This is a genomic window from Stenotrophomonas lacuserhaii (genome assembly GCF_039674585.1).
GTDB classification, from domain to species: domain Bacteria; phylum Pseudomonadota; class Gammaproteobacteria; order Xanthomonadales; family Xanthomonadaceae; genus Stenotrophomonas; species Stenotrophomonas pennii_A.
The window spans coordinates 1-18,030 of sequence record NZ_JBDJNU010000036.1 but is presented as its reverse complement, the minus strand read 5'-3'; the positions used below and the strand labels follow the sequence as shown (position 1 = coordinate 18,030).

Below are 18,030 nucleotides of genomic sequence, written 5' to 3'. Positions count from 1 at the left end.
TACCGGCAGGGGATCGGGGTTCGCGGTGACGCTGGCCGGATGGATCAGTTCAGTGCGGCGGTTTCACTACCAACCGGTGCCGCTGCAGGAGCCGGAACGGTGGCCTTTCCAGGAGCGGTGGCAGGCGCGGTGCCTGACTGCATCGCCACCGGCTTGGCCTGTACCGGCATGCCCGGCATGAAGACCTTCTGCACACCGTCGACGATCACCTTGTCGCCGGCGGCAAGGCCGTTCTCCACGATGCGCAGGCCCTCGGCACTGCGTCCCAGCGCGATGTCGCGACGCTGCGCCTTGCCGTCCTTGTCGACCACGTAGACGTACTTGCGGTCCTGGTCGGTCAACACCGCGCGGTCATCGATCAGCATGGCCTGGAACTGGCCGCTGCCGAGCAGCTGCACGCGGGCAAACAGGCCCGGGGTGAACTGGCGGTCGGCGTTGTCCAGCAGCGCACGGACGCGGATGGTGCCGGTGCTGCGGGTTACCTGGTTGTCCAGGAAGTCGACCTTGCCTTCATGCGGGAAGCCCTGTTCGCCGCTCAGGCCGATGCGCACCGGCAGCGACTCATCGCGCTCGCTGGGTCGTTCGCCCTTGCGCGCCATCTGTGCATAGCGCAGGAAGGTGGCTTCGTCCGCATCGAAGTACACGTGCACCTTGTCCAGCGACACCAGCGTGGTCAGCACGCTGGCCGCATCGCCGGCGCTGACCAGGTTGCCGGCGGTGACCATCGCGCGCCCCGCACGGCCGTTGATCGGCGCACGCACCTTGGTGAACTCCAGGTTCAGTGCGGCCGCATCCAGGGCCGCCTGCGCGGCCTGCAGCTGGGCGCCTGCCTGGTCGGACGCCGCACGGCGCTGTTCCCAGGTCTCGGTGGAAATGGCCTGCTGTTCGGACAAGCGCTTGGCGCGCTCGGACTCGCTGCGTGCCAGCGTCGACTGGGTGCGGGCGCGCGCCACTTCGGCACGGGCGCGGTCATATTCGGCCTGGTAGCTGCGGGCATCGATGGTGAACAGCACATCGCCCTTCTTTACTTCCTGGCCTTCGATGTAGTTGACCTTGTCGATGTAGCCGGAGACGCGTGGGCGCAGGTCGACGTTCTCGACCGCTTCGACGCGCCCGCTGAACTCGTCCCATTGGCTCACCTGCTTGACCAGCACGGGTGCGGCGCTGACTTCCGGTGCCGGCGGCGCGCCGGCTTCTTCGGCGTGGCCGCCACTGCAGGCAGTGAGGATGGCCAGGGCCAACGCCGAAACGGTGGCGAAGGCCACGCGGCGGGTGGTGCGGTGGAGGGGCATCAGGGTGTTCATGGCAGGTATCCGTAAGGGGTGGTGATACGGGTGTTCCGTGTTTCTTGGTGCCGGTCGGGCCGGCGGCCGGGCGATGGTGCGACCTCAACAATGGTTGAGGTCAAGCACTACCGGCCGATTCGTGCCAGCGCGGCGGCGCGTCCAGCTGCAGCAGCCCGCTTGGCAGCTGCGCATCGCGGGTATCGCAGCGCACGATCGCGCGGTTGTCGTGGCACTGGTCAAGCAGCGAGACCAGGCGACGACCGACCAGCAGCGCGCTGGGCCACTCGGTGCAGGCGTTGGCCGCGTTGCTGGGCGTGCACACCGGCGCACCGACTTCCAGCAACTGCGCGCGCACGCCGATCGCCTGTGCTTCCTGGTGAACCACCTGCGCGTACATGCGCAGCGCTGCGGCGGTGATCGAGGAATCACCATGGGCGGCCCAAGGCTTCAGCCCGGCAGGACTGCCGATCATCACGAAACGGCGCGGGTGGTGGTGGTCCTGCAATAGCGGCAGCAGGTGGCGGACCGCGTGCACGTGCGGCATCAGGTCCAACTGCAGCGTGCGCATCAAGGCATCGCCGGGACGGTCGATGACCCGGCCGCGCGCATACGGACCACCGAGCGCTGCGACCACCGCGCCCAGCGGGCGCCGGCGGGCCGCCACGCGGTCGGCGACGACCTTGGCCGACTCGTCATCGGCCAGCGAGCCGAGCATCGTCTCCAGGCCCGGCTCGTCGTCGAACTGCAGCCGCAGTGCGGCCAGCCGGCCCGGATCGCGGCCGACCACCAGGACCGGGCTGCCGGCCTCCAACAGTGCGCCGACCACGCCCTGGCCCACGGCACCGGTGCCGCCGAGGACGAGGACCTCCGGCGCCAGCATCCCGTTCACGGGATATTTCCTCCCATCTGCGGGACAATACCGATCCGGCCCAGACGGTCCATGCCACGCGGGCGGATGCGCAGAGCCCCGCCACGCTGCTGGCGAGGCACTGCGGTAAACTCCCTAAAATCCTTGTTAACCAAGGAGCTGGGACGGTTCTCGACGGTCATTGCCTGATCCAGGGCGTCCTGGTCGGCAGACCGGAAGAAGTTGAGAATGTTGCGCAGGCTCATGGCTGATGGCCTCCGATTCGGGAATGGCGCCATGGTGCGCTTCTAACTCCTACTTGATTAGTCCTGTTTTAGGGGAATAATCATCCCGCACCCGGTCCAATCTTTTTGTCACGATAAACCCGTCCCCGACGTCCAGGAATTCGACCATGTCCCACGATCTCAACGAAACGCTGATCTTCGTCAAAGTGGTCGAGCAAGGCAGTTTCATTGCTGCAGCCAAATCGCTCGGCCTTCCCAAGACCACGGTAAGCCGCAAGGTGCAGGAACTGGAAACGCGCCTGGGCGCGCGCCTGCTGCACCGGACCACGCGCCGGCTGGGCCTCACCGAAGCCGGGTCGATCTACCACGAGCACTGCCAGCGCATCGCCCGTGAACTGGAAGAAGCCGAGAGCGCGGTCAGCCAGCTGCAGTCCGGCCCGCGCGGCTGGCTGCGTTTCACCGTGCCCTACTCGCTCGGCATCACCTGGATCGCCCCGCTGCTGGGCCAGTTCCATGCGATGTATCCGGAAATCCGCCTCGACATGCACCTGGGCAACGAGAAGCTGGACCTGATCGCCGGCGAGGCCGACCTGGCACTGCGCGTAGGGGCGCTGCCCGATTCCAACCTGGTGGCGCGCAAGCTGGGCACGCTGCGCACGCAGGTGTTCGCCAGCCCGGCGTACATCGAACGGCATGGCGAGCCGTTGCACCCGGACGAGCTGCAGTTCCATCGCATCCTCGCCATGCGCAAGGCGTACCACAGCCACCCCAACCGGATTACCTGGCAGCTGGGCGAGAACGGCGGCGAACTGCGCGATTTCCCGGTCACCCCGCTGATGGTGGCCAACGATGTGTCCGCGCTCAATGGCGCACTGGTGTGCGGCGAAGGCCTGCTGCTGACCGGCGACGTGATGGCCAAGCCGTTCATCGAAACCGGCATGGTACGGCGCGTGCTGGCCGGCTGGACCGGCCCGGAAGTGGACTTCAACGCGGTGTTCGCCGGCGGCAAGCTGGTCTCGCCGAAGGTGCGCGCGTTCGTTGATTTCCTGGTGGAAAAGCTCAATTTCGACGCCAACTACATGATGGCGCAGTGCCCGGCGGCGAAGTACGCGCAGCAGCAGAGCGAGAAAGCCGAAGCAGAAGCAGCGGCGGAAGGAAAGCGCATCCTGGAAGTGGTTGCCGCTTGATCCGGTAGTGACGGCCGCTGGCCGTCATGCGCTTCGGTGGCTCCATCGGCGTGACGACCAAGGTCGTCACCTACAAAAATGCCGCCTGCGAGGGCGGCATTTTGTTGCGGCCGAAGCCGCAACCGCAATAACGCTGCGCGTTACTGCTGCAAAGGAATCACACGGATCTCGACGCGGCGGTTCTGTGCGCGGCCGGCGTCGGTGCTGTTGTCGGCAATCGGATAGGCCTTGCCGGCACCCAGCGTTTCGATACGCGCACGCTGCACGCCCTGCGCGGTGAGGTAGGACGCCACGGCATCGGCGCGTTCCTTGGACAGGCGGTTGTTGACCGCATCGCTACCGATGCTGTCGGTATGGCCGACCACTTCGATCATCGTCTGGTTGTATTCGGACAGCGTGCTGGCCACGCCGTTGAGCGAGCCGTAGAACTGCGGCTTCAGCGCCGACTTGCCGAAATCGAAGGTGATGCCGTCCGGCAGGTTCAGGCTGATGTTGTCGCCCTGGCGCACCACGTCGATACCGGTGTTGGCGGTGCGCTCGCGCAGCGCGCGTTCCTGCCGATCCTGGTACTGGCCGACCGCGGCTCCACTCAGCGCACCGATGCCAGCGCCGATCATCGCGTGCTGGCGACGCTCGGTCGCACTGCCACCGGTCAGCAGGCCGGCGGCCACGCCGACGGCGGTGCCGATCAGGGCGTTGCGGCCGGTGCGGTTCTGCTGCTGGGTTTCATTGCCATACTGGTCACTCTGCACGTAGGAACCGCCAGTGGCGCAGGCGCTGAGGGCTGCAGCGGTCATCAGGGCAAGGGCCACATTGCGGGGAGCGGAACGGATCATGGAGTTCTCCTTGGAAGCCGGCTGGTCCGGCGTGCGTCGGGGTGAGCATATACAGCCTGATGCGATGCGGGGATGAGGGTGCGGCACACCGTCAGCCCCCCGTTCAGCTTGCTGTCTCCGGTACTCAACGCGCTGCTTGCTGCCCGCCGGTGCGTCGATACGCGGCCAAGGCCGCGTCGCGTCCCTCCGCCAGGTCCACCAGTGGCGCGCGCGGATAACCCGGCGCCTTGGCCGCCAGCAGCGCCGGGTGCTGCCAAGGGGCAAAACGGGCCTTGGCCGGAAGCGCGGCCAATTCAGGCACCCAGCGCGTGATGTAGCGTGCCTGCGGGTCGAACTTCTCGGCCTGGGTCACCGGGTTGAACACCCGGAAATACGGCGCGGCATCGGCGCCGGTGCCACCGACCCACTGCCAGCCCATGGAATTGTTGGCCAGGTCCGCATCGACCAAGGTGTCCCAGAACCAGCGCGCGCCGACGATCCAATGCGCCCGCATGTGCTTGCACAGGTAACTGGCCACGATCATCCGCACCCGGTTGTGCATCGTCCCGGTGTGCCAGAGCTGGCGCAGCCCGGCATCGACGATGGGCACGCCGGTGCGGCCCTGCTGCCACGCCTGCAGGTCGGCGCTGCTGGGCGTGGCCCAGGCAAATCCATCGAAACGCGGGTTGAGGTTCTCGTCGCTGGTGGTGGGGAAATGGTGCAGCAGGTGATGGGCGAAATCGCGCCAGCCCAACTGGCGGATGCAGGCGTCGATGTCGGCGCTGCGGCCGGCGCTGCGCTCGGCTTCCAGCGCATGCACGACGCGCCAGGGTGCGATTTCGCCGAAATGCAGGTGCGGTGACAGCAACGAGGTACCGACACGGTCCGGCAGGTCGCGCTGCTCGCGATAGCCGTGCAGCGCGCCATCGACGAACACCGTCAGCGCCTCCCGTGCACCGGCCTCGCCGGGCTGCCAGTGCTCCCAGAAGCCGGCATCCCAACCCAGCGCGGGGGCCAGCCCCAGCGCGTCCAGCGCGAGCCCCTGCACGCCGTGCGCGGACAGTATCGCCGGGGCGTCGCTGCCGGGCTGCAAGCGCCAGCGGCTCAGGGCGTTGCGCCAGAACGGGGTGAACACCTTGTACGGACCGCCCTGCTTGGTTTCCAGTTCCCAGGGTTCGAACAGCAGGCTGCCGTTGCAGCTGTCTGCCTGCAGGCCCTGCCCGCGCAGCGTGCGCTTGATCTCCGCATCGCGCCGTTGCGTCGCCGGTTCGTATTTCCGGTTCCAGAACACCGCCTCCGCGCCGGTTTCGTTGATCAGCTGCTGCAGCACGTCCAGGCTGTCGCCCTGCCGCAGGACCAGGTGCGAGCCACGCGCGCGCAGGTCCGCGTCCAGCGAAGCCAGCGAACGGTGCCGCCAGGCATTGGAGGCCGCACCGGGTGCCCAGTTGCCCTCTTCGTGCGGGGCATGGATGTAGACCGGCACGACGTCATGCCCGGCCTCCAGCGCAGCCTGCAGGGCCGGGTTGTCGGCAAGGCGGAGATCACGGCGAAACCACACCAGGGCTGATGACACGCGCTGCATCCAGGACACAAACAGGAAGCGCCATCATAACGATGGCGCGTGACCTGGCTGTAGAGCGGACCTGGGAAGCGTCGAGCCACGCTCGGCGGCTTTCCATGCAGGCGATGCGACGCCTGATACAGGCCGCGCCGCGCGCTCGCCGAGCATGGCTATGCCGGTCGTCCTGACCGGCACCCTGCGGGCCGTCGCAAGCGACGTTGGTAGCGGCTCCTGCCGCTGCCTTCGGCGCTACCTGCCCTGTCCGGCGCTGTCGAAATGCTGCATCGACTGCCGGATCAGGACCTTCGCTTCGGCCGCGCTGCCCCAGCCGCTCAGCCGTACTGGATTGCGGCCTTCGGGCAGGTCCTTGTACACGCGGAAGAACGCTTCGATGCGCTGGCGTTCGATCGGCGCCAGGTCGTCCAGCTCGCGGATGTGGGCGTAGCTCGGATCGACCTTGTCGGTCGGTACGCCGATCACTTTCTCGTCCTGCTCGCCATCATCTACCATCTTCAGATAGCCGATCGGCCGGAAGCGCACGATCACCCCGGGATGCAGCGGCTCGCGGGTCAGCACCAGCGCGTCCAGCGGATCGTTGTCACCGGCCAGCGTACGCGGCATCGACCCATAGTTCGCCGGGTAGGCCACGGGCATCGACTGGAAACGGTCCACGTGCACCAGTCCATCGTCCTTGATCTCGTACTTGGTGAAGCTGCCGGCCGGGATTTCCACCGCCAGGTGCACCTCCTCCGGGGCCTGCTTCGGCTGTGCGGCCAGGAACGGATGCAGCACCGTGTCGGCGGCGATCGCGGCGCCGGCCATCAGGGTCAGGCTGGCGGCCAGTGCCAGCATCGGCAACGCGTTGCGCACGGGGGTCTTCATTCCCAGCACCGGTCCTTGCGCCCGGTCGGGGCATGCGGGCGCAGGCAGCGACGCGGTTCGATGCGGCCCTCTTCCAGCTCCACCTTCTTCGTGCTGCCATCGGCCTGGCGGACCAGTTCGAAGGCATCGTAGAGCCTGCCGGTGACCGTGCGCGCCTCGTAGTGCAGCCGTTGCGGATCGATGCGCAGCACCTGGAACAACTGGGTGTCCTCGGCCACCGGCGACATCGTCTGCAGGGCTTCCTTCGACAGCCGGTACTGCTTCGGGCTGGCATTGCTGACCACGAACTGCGGGGTCGCCATGCCGTCCTCGCCACGACGGCCGTAAGTATGGTCGTGGCCCTGCAGCACCAGGTCCACGTCATGGCGCCGCACCACCGGCAGCAGCGCTTCCTGCAGCACCGGGTTGTGGCGGCCACGCGCCGGCGAATAGAACGGCTGGTGCACCACCACGATCGTCCACGGCTGTTCATTGGATTCCAGAACGCCGTCCAGCCACTGCGCCTGCGACTGCGCGGTGCCCAGGTCCATTGCCGAGGTGCCATCGAGCACGGCGAATCGCACGCCCTGGTAGTCGAACCAGTAGGTGCTCTTTTCCGCGCCCTTCGCCCCGTTTCCTGGCAGCGCGAACGTGGCCGGCCAGTGCCGCGCCATCACCCGGCGCTCCTGCGGGGTATCTTCGAACTCTTCGAAGTACTCGTGGTTGCCGATCGCCGGGGCCAGCATCGTTTCCTGCGCCAGCCAGCCGGTGGCGGCGAACCACTCGCCCCACTCGCTGTCATCGGCATCGTAACCGCCACTGACCAGGTCGCCGGCGAACAGGCTCAGGTTGGCCTCCGGCGCGGCTTTCTGCGCGGCACGCACCACCCGGGTGACATGGCTGAGGTTCTTGTTCTGGGTATCGCCGAAGTACAGCAAGGTCATCGGCTGGCCCGCGCTGCCCGCGGTACGCAGCTGGTTCCAGGCGCTCCAGGTGTCCTTGCCCTGCACGCGGTAGACGTACAGCGTGCCGGGCTTCAGGCCGCTGACATCGGCACGATGGTGGTGCGACAGGCCGTTCTCGGTCTGCAGCGGCTCGCTGCTGGCGGTGATGCGGGTGATCGGTCCGAAGCCGGGCGTATCGTCGGCCGGGGCGATCTCCAGCAGCGGTGCCTGCACGCTGCCATCGGTGCGCCAGCGCACGGCGAAGCCATGCGCAGCATCGACCGCCGGCGAGGCCACGATGCGGTCCGGGAAGCCGGTGGCGGCATAGTGGCGATTGCCCACCGGCACCTGGCTGTTGGGCTCCACGCGCGAGTCGAGGTCGTCGGCCAGCGCCGGCACGGCAGACAGCGCCAGCGCGACACCGAAGGCAAGGGACGCCAGGCGCGCGATCACGATGCACACTCCAGCGGCAGTGCCAGCGCCTTGGCCACCTGCTCCCAGTCGAAGGCGACCACGCCCTGGTCGTCATGCACGGCGTACAGTGCCCCATGCGGGAAGCGCGGGCTGCCCTGCTGCATCATCCAGATGCCATCGGTATTGGCGACCTTGTTGCCCTGGAAAGATCCCACCGGCTTCAGGCTGTGGCGGTCGAACAGGTGGAACACGCTGCGCTCCTTGCCCTGTTCGGTGGTGATCCACCAACCGTCCTTGCCGCAGGTACGCAGCATCACGCCTTCAGCCTGTGCCTTGAACACGTCACGGCCGAAGGTGGTGCCGGTGAAGCGGCCCGCCAGCGTGTACACCTTGAACTCGCTGGCGTAGGTCTCGTCCTCTTCAGCCACCAGCAGGCGGTCGTTGGCCGGATCGCCCCAGATCGATTCCACCACGCGCAGCGCGCCGGCTGCGCTGGTGTCGCCGATGCTGGCGGCCAGCGTTGCGGTCAGGTCCGCACCATCGCGGCGCACGTGGTACTGGCGCACGCGCTTGTCCAGCTCGGCCAGTGGCGGCAGGATGTCATTGCCCTGCGCGTCCTCGCCGTTGTCCCAGGAATCGGTCACGTACACGGCGTAGCCATCGGCGCGTTTGTCGACCCACAGCCCGTACGGCTTGCGCAGGTCTTCGGCGCCGAACACCGCCAGCGGAGTGAAGTCCGGCAACGAGAAGACCTGCACGCGGTGGTTGTCACGCTCGACGATCCACAACAGGTCATCGGTCACCGATATGCCGTTGGGGCGGTCGAACTGGCCGAGCGCGGCGCCCGTGCTGCCGACCTCACGCAGCGGCGAACCGGTGCTGCCGTCATACACCACCAGCTTGTCGGTGGCCTTGGCCGTTGCGATCAGCCAGGTCTTGCCGTCCGGTGCCTTCCACGCCGCGGGGGAATCGATGTTGTCGTCCGGGGTCATCGGGGTCAGGAAGGCTTCGGCCAGGGTGGCGACCTGGCGCGCGGCGCTGGCGTCCACGGCGGCAGGCGCCCTGGTGGCGGTATCGTTCGCCGGCGGCGCGGCGGGCGTGCAAGCGCTCGCCAGCACCAGCGTCATCGCGCTGGCCAGCACCATGCGGCGCGCCATCACAGCGACACCTTCAGGCCAACGGCATAGGTGCGGCCGTATTCTTCCAGCTGCAGGGTGCGCGAGCGCGTGCCCTGGTAAAGCTCAAGCGGCTTGTCCAACAGATTCTGTGCCTCGAAGTACATGCTGACGCGGGGGCTGAACTGGTAGTCCAGCGAGAAATCGAGCTGGGTATGCGGGGCGACGAACACATCGAACGCGCGGCCAGCACCGATGCTGTCCAGGTATTCACTGCGGTACACCGCGGCAATGCGCGTGCTCAGGCCCTGTTTTTCGTAGCCGACATGCGCGCTGTACACATGCTTGGATGCACGCGGCAACATGAAGTCATCACCGGCGCGGTCGGCCAGGCCGGGATCGAAATCGGTATCCAGCCAGGTGCCGCTGGCCCCCACCAGCAGGCCATCCAGCCCCGGCGGCAGGAAGGCGAGCTGCTGCTGGTAGTTGAACTCGGCGCCGCGTACCTTCGCTTTGTCGCCGTTGATCGCCTGGGTCACGTCGAAGCCTTCGTAGGCCGGATCGTTCTGGCGCACGGTCTCCACGATGTAGCCGTCGATGGACTTGTGGAACAGGCCGAGCGAGACGATGCCGGTGCTGCCGAGGTACTTCTCCAGCGACAGATCGACGTTGGTGGATTCGTACGGATCCAGTTCCGGATTGCCCAGCCGCACTTCCTCATCACCGCGGCTGTAGCCCACGCGCGGGGAGATGTCGCCGAACGACGGGCGCGAGACGGTCTTGTTGGCTGATGCACGCAGCACCCAGTCATCGGCCGCGTCGTAGCGCAGGTGCAGGCCGGGCAGCACGTTGGTGTAACTGTTGTCGGCCATGCGCGGGGTGACGGTGAAGCTGCGCTCGTCATCGGCCACGTCGACCTGGTTGCCGACCGCGCTGAACTGGGTGTTCTCCACGCGCACGCCGCCGATGATGCGCAGCGCGCCGATGTCCCAGGTGCCCATCGCGTAGGTGGCGAAGATGTCTTCGCTGGCGGTGTAATCCTCTTCCAGCGAGGTCACCGCATTGGCCCCGGTTTCCTGCGGGCGCGCACTGTACAGGCCGCTGTTGGCCGCCCAGTAACGGCGCATCAGGGCCGAGCTCATGCCCTGCCCCAGCGACCCGTGCCGGTGCTCGGGCGCGCTGGTGGTCCAGCTGTCCAGGTCGATCGCCGGCCCGCGGCGCAGCTCCACTTCGTTGACGTCCACGTCGCGCTCGCGCCAGCGGCCGAGCAGGCCGATCTTGTAGCTGGCGTTGTGCGCGTCGAAACGCACGTTGACCTGCGCGCTGTGTTCGTTGTCGTCCACGCGTTTGGGCGACAGGATCATGCGGTCATAGGCGAAGTTGGCGTTGTCCATCCAGTCGGTGTTGGACAGCGTGTAGCGCGGCAACCGGCTGCGCTGGTCCAGGGTGCCGGACAGGTCGTCGGCATCCAGTTCGAAGCGCGCTTCCATCTCATCGTCCACGCGTTCTTCGGTCTTGGTATAGCCCACTTTGTAGTCCACCACGGCCGAGCTCAAGCGGTTCTCGCCGCCCAGGCTGGCCGCGAAGGTGTTCTCTTCCTTGGTGCGGTAGCGCATGCGCTTCTGGATCGCATCGGAGGGCAGGTCGTCCAGACGGAACTGGTCGGCACCGGTGGCCACCATGTCGGCGTCTTCGAAGTTGAAGATGGTGCGCTGGCGTGTCTCCGCATCGTCGAAACGGCTGTACAGCGTGCGCAGGTAGTAGCTGCTGTCTTCGCTGGGACGCCAATCGAAGTTCAGGTTGGCGCCGATGCGCTTGCGCTCGATTTCGTACTTGCGGTGCTGCAGGTTGATCGCGGTGACATCCCCCGGCACGGCATCCTCTTCGCCGTCGTACTCCACTTCGGTGTTGTCCGATTCGAATTTGCGGTTCTGGTAGTTCACGCCCAGCGCCACGCCGAAGGTATCGGCGAACACTTCGCTGTAGTTGATCGCCGCCTTCGGGCTGGTCTGGCCGGACAGCTGCTGGTGGCTGCCTTCGATCTTGCCGCGCAGGCTGCGGCCTTCGCGGTCGAAGGCCGAAGCGGACTCGACCAGGATCGCGCCGCCGATGGCATCACCGGGCATGTCCGGGGTCGGCGACTTGACCACGCGCAGGCGCTCGGTGGAGTCGGACGGAATCACGTCCAGCGGCGCGGCGCGGCTGGAATCCTCCGGCGTGCCCACCGCGATGCCGTCGATGCTGACGCTGTTGAGGTTGGCATCCAGGCCGCGCACCACCACGAAGCGCCCTTCGCCCTGGTCGCGGGTGACGCTGACGCCGGGCAGGCGCTGCAGCGATTCGGCCACGTTCTTGTCCGGGTACTGGCCCAGCGCATCGGACGACACGGCATCTTCGATGGCATCGCTGCTGCGCTTGAGGTCCACCGCGCGGAGCTGCGATTCCAGCTGTGCGCGCACTTCGATGCGGTCCAGGTCGGTGGCATCGGCGGCGAGGGCACTGGTGGCGGCCACATCCTGTCCGGCGGCGTGCAGCGGCGCTGCAGCCCCCATCGCCAGGGTCAGGGTGATGGCAATCGCCAACGGCGTCTTGGTCTGCACGGGTGTCCCCATTCGGTGTGAAGAATGGGAGGGCAAGGTATGTCGGCGAGGTTTCACCGGCATGACACCGGGGCACCGGATCGGTCATGGACGCGTCCCCGCGCTGGCCGGGGCCCGCAGGCTGCGGCAGAATACAGGCCTCTGCCTTTCCCCTTTCCCGCCCCCATGAACATCGTCGAAGTGCGCCATCCACTGGTGCAGCACAAGATCGGCCTGATGCGCAACGCCGCGCTCAGCACCAAGGATTTCCGCGAACTGGCCAACGAGCTGGGCACGCTGCTGGCTTACGAGGCCACCGCCGACCTGGACACCGAATCGCACACCATGGACGGCTGGTCCGGCCCGGTGACGGTGCAGCGCATCGCCGGTGCCAAGATCACCGTGGTGCCGATCCTGCGCGCCGGCCTGGGCATGCTCAGCGGCGTGCTGTCGCTGATCCCGGCGGCCCGGGTCAGCGTGGTCGGCCTGCAGCGCGACGAAGAGACGCTGCAACCGGTGCCCTACTTCGAGCGCCTGACCGGCCGCCTGGAAGAGCGCGATGCGCTGATCCTGGACCCGATGCTGGCCACCGGCGGCACCCTGATCGCCACCATCGACATGCTCAAGCGCGCTGGCGCCCGCCGCATCAAGGGCATCTTCCTGGTGGCCGCGCCGGAAGGCATCGCCGCCGTGCAGGCCGCGCATCCGGACGTGCAGATCTACACCGCCGCCATCGACGACCATCTCAATGAAAAGGGCTACATCCTGCCGGGCCTCGGCGATGCCGGCGACCGCATCTTCGGCACCCGCGTGATCGGCTGACAAAAAAAGGGGACGGAGGGAATTAAGTCGCAATCGGCGGTGATCCGGCCGATTGCGACTTAATTCCCTCCGTCCCCTTTTTTCAGGCGAGGGCGCGGGCCTTGAGTTCGCTGTGCTCGTGCACGGTCACGAAACGGCCTTTGTCGTCGCGCTGCAGCTGCGCCAGCGCTACCTGCGGGTCGTGGGTGAAAAACAGATGGACGTTGCGCGCCAGCTTGTCTTCGAGGAACTGTTTCTTCTCGTCGATCAGCAGTTCGGCATTGCGGTCGTAGCCCATGGTGATCGGCACGTGCACCCAGGAGCGACCGGGCACCAGGTCGGCGCAGAACACCACCCCGCCATGTGCCTGCCCATCCCTGCCCGGCTGGCCGACGATCTCCGCCAGCATCAGCCCCGGGGTATGGCCGTCGCTGAAGCTGAAACGCACGCTGCGGCCCAGCACCCTGGAATATTCGCCCTGCACCACCTCCAGCCGGCCGCTCTGTTCGAGCAGTGCAGGCAGTTCGGGGATGAAGCTGGCACGGTCGCGCGGATGCGGCTGCAGTGCACGCTGCCAGTGTTCGGCGCCCACCACGAAGGTCGCATTGGGGAACAGCAGTTCCGGCGCACGCCCTTCCACCCACGGCGCCAACAGGCCGCCAGCGTGGTCGAAATGCAGGTGGCTGAGCACGACCACGTCGATGTCTTCGTGCTCGAAGCCGGCTTCGCGCAGCGAATCGATCAGCACGTGCTGGTTTTCCTGCACGCCGTAACGTTCACGCAGGCGCGGCTCGAAGAACGCGCCGATGCCGGTTTCGAACAGCACCGTCCTGCCTTCCAGCGGGCTGGCCAGCAGCGCACGGCAGGCCAGTTCGATACGGTTTAGCTCGTCAGGCACTGCCCATTTTTCCCACACCGCGCGCGGTGCGTTGCCGAACATCGCACCGCCGTCCAGGCGCTGCGTGTTGCCGCGGATCGACCATAGTTTCATGCGGCAAGTATCGGTCAGCCAGCGTTAAATAATCGCTAGCCGGGGCCGTGACGCCGAGCCTGGCCCGGCGCTGCCGGGACCGGACCGGATCACTTCACCTCGGCGCTGCCGACCGGGTTGCGCGGGTCGCTGCCGCCCTGCAGCGTGTTGCTGCGACGGTCCCATTCGACGGTCTGCAGGTTGCCCCAGACGTGGCTGGAACCACGGCCGCCGGCGGCACTGTCTCCTGGCAGGTCGATCTTGTGGCCCATCGCCTGCAGCTGCCGGATGGTACCGGCGTCGAACGCACCGGTCTCCGCTTCGATCGCATCGGGCAGCCACTGGTGGTGGTAGCGCGGCAACGCGGCGACCTGCTGGGCGGTCAATCCCTGGTCGTACCCCAGGATGCCCAGCAGCACCATGGTGATGATGCGGCTGCCGCCCGGCGTGCCCAGCACCACCACCTTGTCGGCGTTTTCCATGAAGGTCGGGGTCATCGAGCTGAGCATGCGCTTGCCCGCCTTCGGTGCGTTGGCGGCGTAACCCATCACGCCGAACGCGTTGGGCGTGCCCGGCTTCAGCGCGAAGTCGTCCATCTCGTTGTTCAACAGCACCCCGGTGCCCTTCGGAATCAGGCCCGAGCCGTACAGCAGGTTCACCGTCTGGGTCGCGCCGACACGGTTGCCATCGCGGTCGATGATCGAGAAATGCGTCGTTTCGTCGTCTTCCAGCGGGGTCGGATTGCCCGACAGCAGGTCGCTGGGGGTGGCCTTCTCCGGATGGATGGTGGCACGCAGGCCCTGTGCGTAATCCTTGCTGGTCAGCACCTTCTGCGGAATGTCGACGAAATCCGGATCGCCCAGGAAGAAGGTGCGGTCGCGGTACGCGCGACGCATCGCCTCCACCACCAGGTGGGCGCGGTGCGCCTCATCCATCGACTTGATGTCCCAGCCTTCCAGGATCTGCAGCATGCTCGCCAGCGCGATGCCACCGGAGGACGGCGGCGGTGCGGTGGTGATCTTCCAGCCGTTGTAATCGAACACGATCGGCTCGCGCGACTTCACCGTGTAACCGGCCAGTTCTTCGGCGGTCCAGCGGCCGCCGGCCTGCTTCACGCCGGCCAGCAGCAGCGTGCCGGTCTGGCCGCGGTAGAACCCATCAAAGCCCCCTTCCGCCAAGCGCTCCAGGGTGCGCGCCAGTTCCGGCTGCTGGAAGGTGTCTCCCTCGGCGATCGGCTTGCCGTTGCGCAGGTAGACCTCGCGCGTGCCGGCATAGCGTTCCATCACTTCGCGCCGCGACTGGTAGCCCTTGGCCATCCGCGCATACACCGGGAAGCCTTCGCGGGCGATGCGGATGGCCGGCTGCAGCGAGGCTTTCAGCGGCAGCCTGCCATACTTGGACGACAACTCGACCAGCGCTGCGGGAAGGCCGGGGATGCCGGCCGACCAGGCGCCATTGACCGAGCGGTCACGATCCAGCTTGCCGTCCTTGTCCAGGAACGCCGCCTCGGTAGCCGCGGCCGGCGCGGTCTCGCGCGCGTCCAGCATCAGGTCCTTGCCGGAGGCCGCATCGTGCAGCAGGAAGAACCCACCACCGCCCAGCCCGGAGCTGATCGGCTCGACCACGGCCAGCGTGGACGACACCGCCACGGCCGCGTCGAAGGCATTGCCGCCCTGCGCCAGGATCTGCATGCCGGCCTGGGTCGCAAGCTGGTGGCCACTGGCGATGGCGGCACCATCCGGATGGGCAGCACGTGCCGGGGCTTCGGCGTGGGCCAGCGGGGCGGACAGCAGCAGGCCCAGCAGCAACAGGGGGCGCAGGATCGGGTTCATTCGGATGGGGGCTCCGCGTAGAGTTCGGGGTGATCGTGCTGCAGGCCACGCAGCTTGGCCATCAGCTGGTCATGTGTCTCGACGATGTCCGGATCCGGGTCGATGCATTCGACCGGACAGACGACCACGCACTGGGCTTCGTCGAAATGGCCCACGCACTCGGTGCAGCGCGCAGGGTCGATCACATAGATGGTTTCACCCATCGAGATGGCCTGGTTGGGGCAGGCCGGCTCACAGACGTCACAGTTGACGCAGAGCTCGTTGATTTTCAGCGACACGGCGATGACTCCTCGCCCGCGCACCGCATCCTGCCGCAGGGGGCCGGAATGCTGGACTGGCACCGGCCTGCGCGGGCGCGCGGGCCGGTCAGGGGCGCCGCCACGAAGGCGCCGCCCACGACCACGCCGGTTGGCGTGGCCGCTACCGCACGGGAATTACTTGGCTTCGACGAAAACGTAGTCGGCACCGGTGGGCTGCACGACCGACTGCACGCGGGCGTTGTCAGCGGCGTCGCCGATGAACAGCACGCGCACGTTCTTCATCGAATCCGGCGACACGTCCTTGAACACGACCTGGATCATGTCGGCCATCTTGCCCGATGCCGACGAACCGAAGGCCAGCATGTTGCCCGGCTGCACGCCACGGGCGACGGCCTGGGTGGCGCTCTCGGTCTGGCGCTCGAACTTGGCAGCGAACTCCGGATCCGATTCCGGTGCGAGGTAATACAGGAACGGGCTGTTGGTCACGGTGCCCATGTTCTGCACGGCGACGGTCTGCAGGTACTTCTTCCAGCCGGCATCGTCGTCCTTGGCCGGGGCGACCAGCGCCTGCTGTGCATCGGCAGCGGCGGCCGGGGCTTCTTCCTTCTTGCAGGCAGTGAAGGCCAAGGCCAGCGAGGCCAACAGCATCGCGCGCATGGTGGTGTTCATGGATGATCTCCCGTGGTGGTTCTGTGGATTGCAGTGGATACAAAAAGGTGCCGACGGCGGTCATCCGCCACGGGCGGGTGGATCAGGCCTGCGCCGCCTTGGCTTCGCGGGCCCTGCGCAGCGCATCGAGCACCGACGCCGGCACGAAGCCGGACACGTCGCCACCCAGGCGTGCGATTTCACGTACCAGCGAGGACGAAATGAAGCTGTGCTGCTCGGCTGGTGTCAGGAACAGGGTTTCGACTTCCGGGATCAGGTGGCGGTTCATGCTGGCCATCTGGAACTCGTATTCGAAATCGGAGACCGCGCGCAGGCCGCGCAGCAGGATGCCGCCCTGGACCGAGCGCACGAAGTGCGCCAGCAGGGTGTCGAAGCCGATCACTTCCACGTTGTCGTGGTGCGACAGCGCCCCGCGTGCCAGCTGCACGCGCAGCTCCAGCGGCAGCGTCGGGCCCTTGGACGGACTCTGTGCGACGCCCACCACCACCTTTTCGAACAGCGGCGCTGCCCGGTTCACCAGGTCGATGTGACCGTTGGTGATGGGGTCGAAGGTGCCCGGATAGACAGCGATGCGACGATTGGCGACGGTCATGTGCGGTCGTGAACGTTCAGATTGGGTCAAAGTGTAGCAGCGGCGCGCCGGTACAGCGCAAAGCGCACCTCGCGGGTGCCGCCTTCGCGGTGCAGCAGCCACTCCGCCGGCAAGGCCGGGGCCTGCCCGTCCGGCGATTCCAGGTACAGCCAGGCATCGGCGCTCAGGTGCCGTGGCAGCAGCTCAAGCGTGCTGTCCCACAGCCCGGCGGCGAACGGCGGATCGACGAAGGCGATGCTGGCCTGGGCCGGCGCGGCGGTCTGCAGCCAGCGCAGCGCATCGGCCTGCACGACATGCACGCGGGCTTCGGCCTTCAGCTTGGTGACCACGGCGGTCAGGTTGGCCACCAGCTGCGGATCGCGTTCGACCAGGGTGGCATGGGCCGCGCCCCGCGACACCGCCTCCAGCCCCAGCGCGCCACTGCCGGCGAACACATCCAGCACGCGGGCGCCGCCCAGCCGGGGCATCAGCCAGTTGAACAGCGTTTCGCGCACGCGGTCGCTGCTGGGACGCAGGCCCGGCAGGGTCGGCACCGGCAGGCGGGTATTACGCCACTGCCCGCCGATGATGCGGACCTGGCCGTCATTGCCACCGCGAGCGCTCATGGCGCGCGGCCGGGATTGACCCGTGCACGGGTCGGGTTCATGGAATTCAGCATGGTGGGATTGTACGGGCAGTCGAGTCGACGGCGAACGGCAGAGCCCCTCGTGGTGGGTCGCTGAGTGCGGGTTTCTTTGGTTCAGGCCGGGCGGTGGGGCTGGTCGGGGGACGGCAAGAGCCGCATCCTGCGGGCCTCGTTTCGTGCCATCCATGGCACTCAACGCCCCCGCCCAGCCCCACCGCCCGGCCCGGTGACATATCCCGTGCGCCCACCACGGAAAAGAAAAAAAGAAACGCGGAATGGTCGGCCGCTCCCCGCTGAGGGCCGCGGATACATTCCGCCGACCGTGGGTCGGCGCTACCGCTTTTTCTTTTTCTTCTCACGTGGCGGGCCGCGCGCGGACTGACAGGGCCGGGCGGGAGGGGTTGGTGGGGGCGTGGAGCGCCAGGGA

17 protein-coding genes are annotated in these 18,030 nt (G+C 67.1%); 2 read left to right on the top strand and 15 right to left on the bottom strand.

The window, feature by feature from the left end; all coding sequences use genetic code 11:
- Positions 1-44 precede the first annotated feature (44 nt).
- From ABE522_RS13385 to ABE522_RS13375, 3 genes are all read right to left on the bottom strand, one after another.
- On the bottom strand, positions 45-1,292 hold the full coding sequence (locus tag ABE522_RS13385; protein WP_346592140.1) for an efflux RND transporter periplasmic adaptor subunit: 1,248 nt from the start codon (positions 1,290-1,292) through the stop codon (positions 45-47).
- Positions 1,293-1,404: 112 nt separating this feature from the next.
- A complete protein-coding gene (locus ABE522_RS13380; RefSeq protein WP_346592115.1) occupies positions 1,405-2,175 on the bottom strand; it encodes an SDR family NAD(P)-dependent oxidoreductase in 771 nt (256 codons plus the stop codon).
- Positions 2,172-2,399: a hypothetical protein gene (locus ABE522_RS13375; protein WP_346592114.1), complete on the bottom strand. Its 228-nt coding sequence runs from the start codon at positions 2,397-2,399 to the stop codon at positions 2,172-2,174. The genes ABE522_RS13380 and ABE522_RS13375 overlap by 4 nt, the downstream gene beginning before the upstream one ends.
- A 146-nt stretch (positions 2,400-2,545) precedes the next feature.
- On the opposite strand from ABE522_RS13375, the gene ABE522_RS13370 reads away from it, so the two are divergent.
- The gene (locus ABE522_RS13370; protein WP_346592113.1) at positions 2,546-3,565 is read left to right on the top strand and encodes a LysR family transcriptional regulator; all 1,020 of its coding nucleotides are present in this window, start codon (positions 2,546-2,548) and stop codon (positions 3,563-3,565) included.
- Positions 3,566-3,705: 140 nt separating this feature from the next.
- Here ABE522_RS13370 and ABE522_RS13365 read toward each other — a convergent pair whose 3' ends face one another.
- From ABE522_RS13365 to ABE522_RS13340, 6 genes are all read right to left on the bottom strand, one after another.
- Positions 3,706-4,401 (bottom strand): YiaD family glycine zipper/OmpA-like lipoprotein, encoded by a 696-nt coding sequence (locus ABE522_RS13365; RefSeq protein ID WP_042612375.1) that lies wholly within the window; start codon positions 4,399-4,401, stop codon positions 3,706-3,708.
- 124 nt (positions 4,402-4,525) lie between these two features.
- Entirely contained in the window at positions 4,526-5,953 is a 1,428-nt protein-coding gene (locus ABE522_RS13360; protein WP_346592112.1) for a cryptochrome/photolyase family protein, read from the bottom strand.
- A 237-nt stretch (positions 5,954-6,190) separates the two neighbouring features.
- Positions 6,191-6,823: an inorganic diphosphatase gene (locus ABE522_RS13355; RefSeq protein ID WP_346592111.1), complete on the bottom strand. Its 633-nt coding sequence runs from the start codon at positions 6,821-6,823 to the stop codon at positions 6,191-6,193.
- Positions 6,820-8,202 (bottom strand): purple acid phosphatase family protein, encoded by a 1,383-nt coding sequence (locus ABE522_RS13350; RefSeq protein WP_406846357.1) that lies wholly within the window; start codon positions 8,200-8,202, stop codon positions 6,820-6,822. The genes ABE522_RS13355 and ABE522_RS13350 overlap by 4 nt, the downstream gene beginning before the upstream one ends.
- Entirely contained in the window at positions 8,196-9,317 is a 1,122-nt protein-coding gene (locus tag ABE522_RS13345; protein ID WP_346592110.1) for an NHL repeat-containing protein, read from the bottom strand. The genes ABE522_RS13350 and ABE522_RS13345 overlap by 7 nt, the downstream gene beginning before the upstream one ends.
- Entirely contained in the window at positions 9,317-11,875 is a 2,559-nt protein-coding gene (locus ABE522_RS13340; protein WP_346592109.1) for a TonB-dependent receptor, read from the bottom strand. The genes ABE522_RS13345 and ABE522_RS13340 overlap by 1 nt, the downstream gene beginning before the upstream one ends.
- Before the next feature lie 165 nt (positions 11,876-12,040).
- Between ABE522_RS13340 and upp the strand changes: the two genes are divergently transcribed.
- A complete protein-coding gene (gene upp, locus ABE522_RS13335; RefSeq protein ID WP_042612379.1) occupies positions 12,041-12,676 on the top strand; it encodes a uracil phosphoribosyltransferase in 636 nt (211 codons plus the stop codon).
- 82 nt (positions 12,677-12,758) lie between these two features.
- On the opposite strand, the gene ABE522_RS13330 is transcribed toward upp, so the two are convergent.
- The 6 genes from ABE522_RS13330 to rsmD all read right to left on the bottom strand — a co-directional run bounded on the left by ABE522_RS13330 (position 12,759) and on the right by rsmD (position 17,583).
- Positions 12,759-13,646, bottom strand: a complete 888-nt coding sequence (locus tag ABE522_RS13330) for an MBL fold metallo-hydrolase (protein ID WP_346592108.1) — start codon at positions 13,644-13,646, stop codon at positions 12,759-12,761.
- 89 nt (positions 13,647-13,735) lie between these two features.
- On the bottom strand, positions 13,736-15,457 hold the full coding sequence (gene ggt, locus ABE522_RS13325; RefSeq protein ID WP_346592107.1) for a gamma-glutamyltransferase: 1,722 nt from the start codon (positions 15,455-15,457) through the stop codon (positions 13,736-13,738).
- On the bottom strand, positions 15,454-15,735 hold the full coding sequence (locus ABE522_RS13320) for a YfhL family 4Fe-4S dicluster ferredoxin (RefSeq protein ID WP_042612382.1): 282 nt from the start codon (positions 15,733-15,735) through the stop codon (positions 15,454-15,456). Before ABE522_RS13320 ends, ggt begins: the two co-directional genes overlap by 4 nt.
- A gap of 156 nt (positions 15,736-15,891) precedes the next feature.
- Entirely contained in the window at positions 15,892-16,386 is a 495-nt protein-coding gene (locus ABE522_RS13315) for a hypothetical protein (protein ID WP_042612383.1), read from the bottom strand.
- Between the two features lie 82 nt (positions 16,387-16,468).
- The gene (gene coaD, locus ABE522_RS13310) at positions 16,469-16,978 is read right to left on the bottom strand and encodes a pantetheine-phosphate adenylyltransferase (RefSeq protein WP_188324352.1); all 510 of its coding nucleotides are present in this window, start codon (positions 16,976-16,978) and stop codon (positions 16,469-16,471) included.
- Between the two features lie 26 nt (positions 16,979-17,004).
- A complete protein-coding gene (gene rsmD, locus ABE522_RS13305; protein ID WP_346592106.1) occupies positions 17,005-17,583 on the bottom strand; it encodes a 16S rRNA (guanine(966)-N(2))-methyltransferase RsmD in 579 nt (192 codons plus the stop codon).
- Positions 17,584-18,030 lie beyond the last annotated feature (447 nt).

What these genes read in the sequence shown, in the direction of transcription:
- ABE522_RS13385 (WP_346592140.1), bottom strand. Translation starts at nt 1,292, where the DNA reads ATGCCCCTCCACCGCACCACCCGCCGCGTGGCCTTCGCCACCGTTTCG.
- ABE522_RS13375 (WP_346592114.1), bottom strand. Translation starts at nt 2,399, where the DNA reads ATGAGCCTGCGCAACATTCTCAACTTCTTCCGGTCTGCCGACCAGGAC.
- ABE522_RS13370 (WP_346592113.1), top strand. Translation starts at nt 2,546, where the DNA reads ATGTCCCACGATCTCAACGAAACGCTGATCTTCGTCAAAGTGGTCGAG.
- ABE522_RS13365 (WP_042612375.1), bottom strand. Translation starts at nt 4,401, where the DNA reads ATGATCCGTTCCGCTCCCCGCAATGTGGCCCTTGCCCTGATGACCGCT.
- ABE522_RS13355 (WP_346592111.1), bottom strand. Translation starts at nt 6,823, where the DNA reads ATGAAGACCCCCGTGCGCAACGCGTTGCCGATGCTGGCACTGGCCGCC.
- ABE522_RS13345 (WP_346592110.1), bottom strand. Translation starts at nt 9,317, where the DNA reads ATGGCGCGCCGCATGGTGCTGGCCAGCGCGATGACGCTGGTGCTGGCG.
- upp (WP_042612379.1), top strand. Translation starts at nt 12,041, where the DNA reads ATGAACATCGTCGAAGTGCGCCATCCACTGGTGCAGCACAAGATCGGC.
- ABE522_RS13330 (WP_346592108.1), bottom strand. Translation starts at nt 13,646, where the DNA reads ATGAAACTATGGTCGATCCGCGGCAACACGCAGCGCCTGGACGGCGGT.
- ggt (WP_346592107.1), bottom strand. Translation starts at nt 15,457, where the DNA reads ATGAACCCGATCCTGCGCCCCCTGTTGCTGCTGGGCCTGCTGCTGTCC.
- ABE522_RS13315 (WP_042612383.1), bottom strand. Translation starts at nt 16,386, where the DNA reads ATGAACACCACCATGCGCGCGATGCTGTTGGCCTCGCTGGCCTTGGCC.
- coaD (WP_188324352.1), bottom strand. Translation starts at nt 16,978, where the DNA reads ATGACCGTCGCCAATCGTCGCATCGCTGTCTATCCGGGCACCTTCGAC.
- rsmD (WP_346592106.1), bottom strand. Translation starts at nt 17,583, where the DNA reads ATGAGCGCTCGCGGTGGCAATGACGGCCAGGTCCGCATCATCGGCGGG.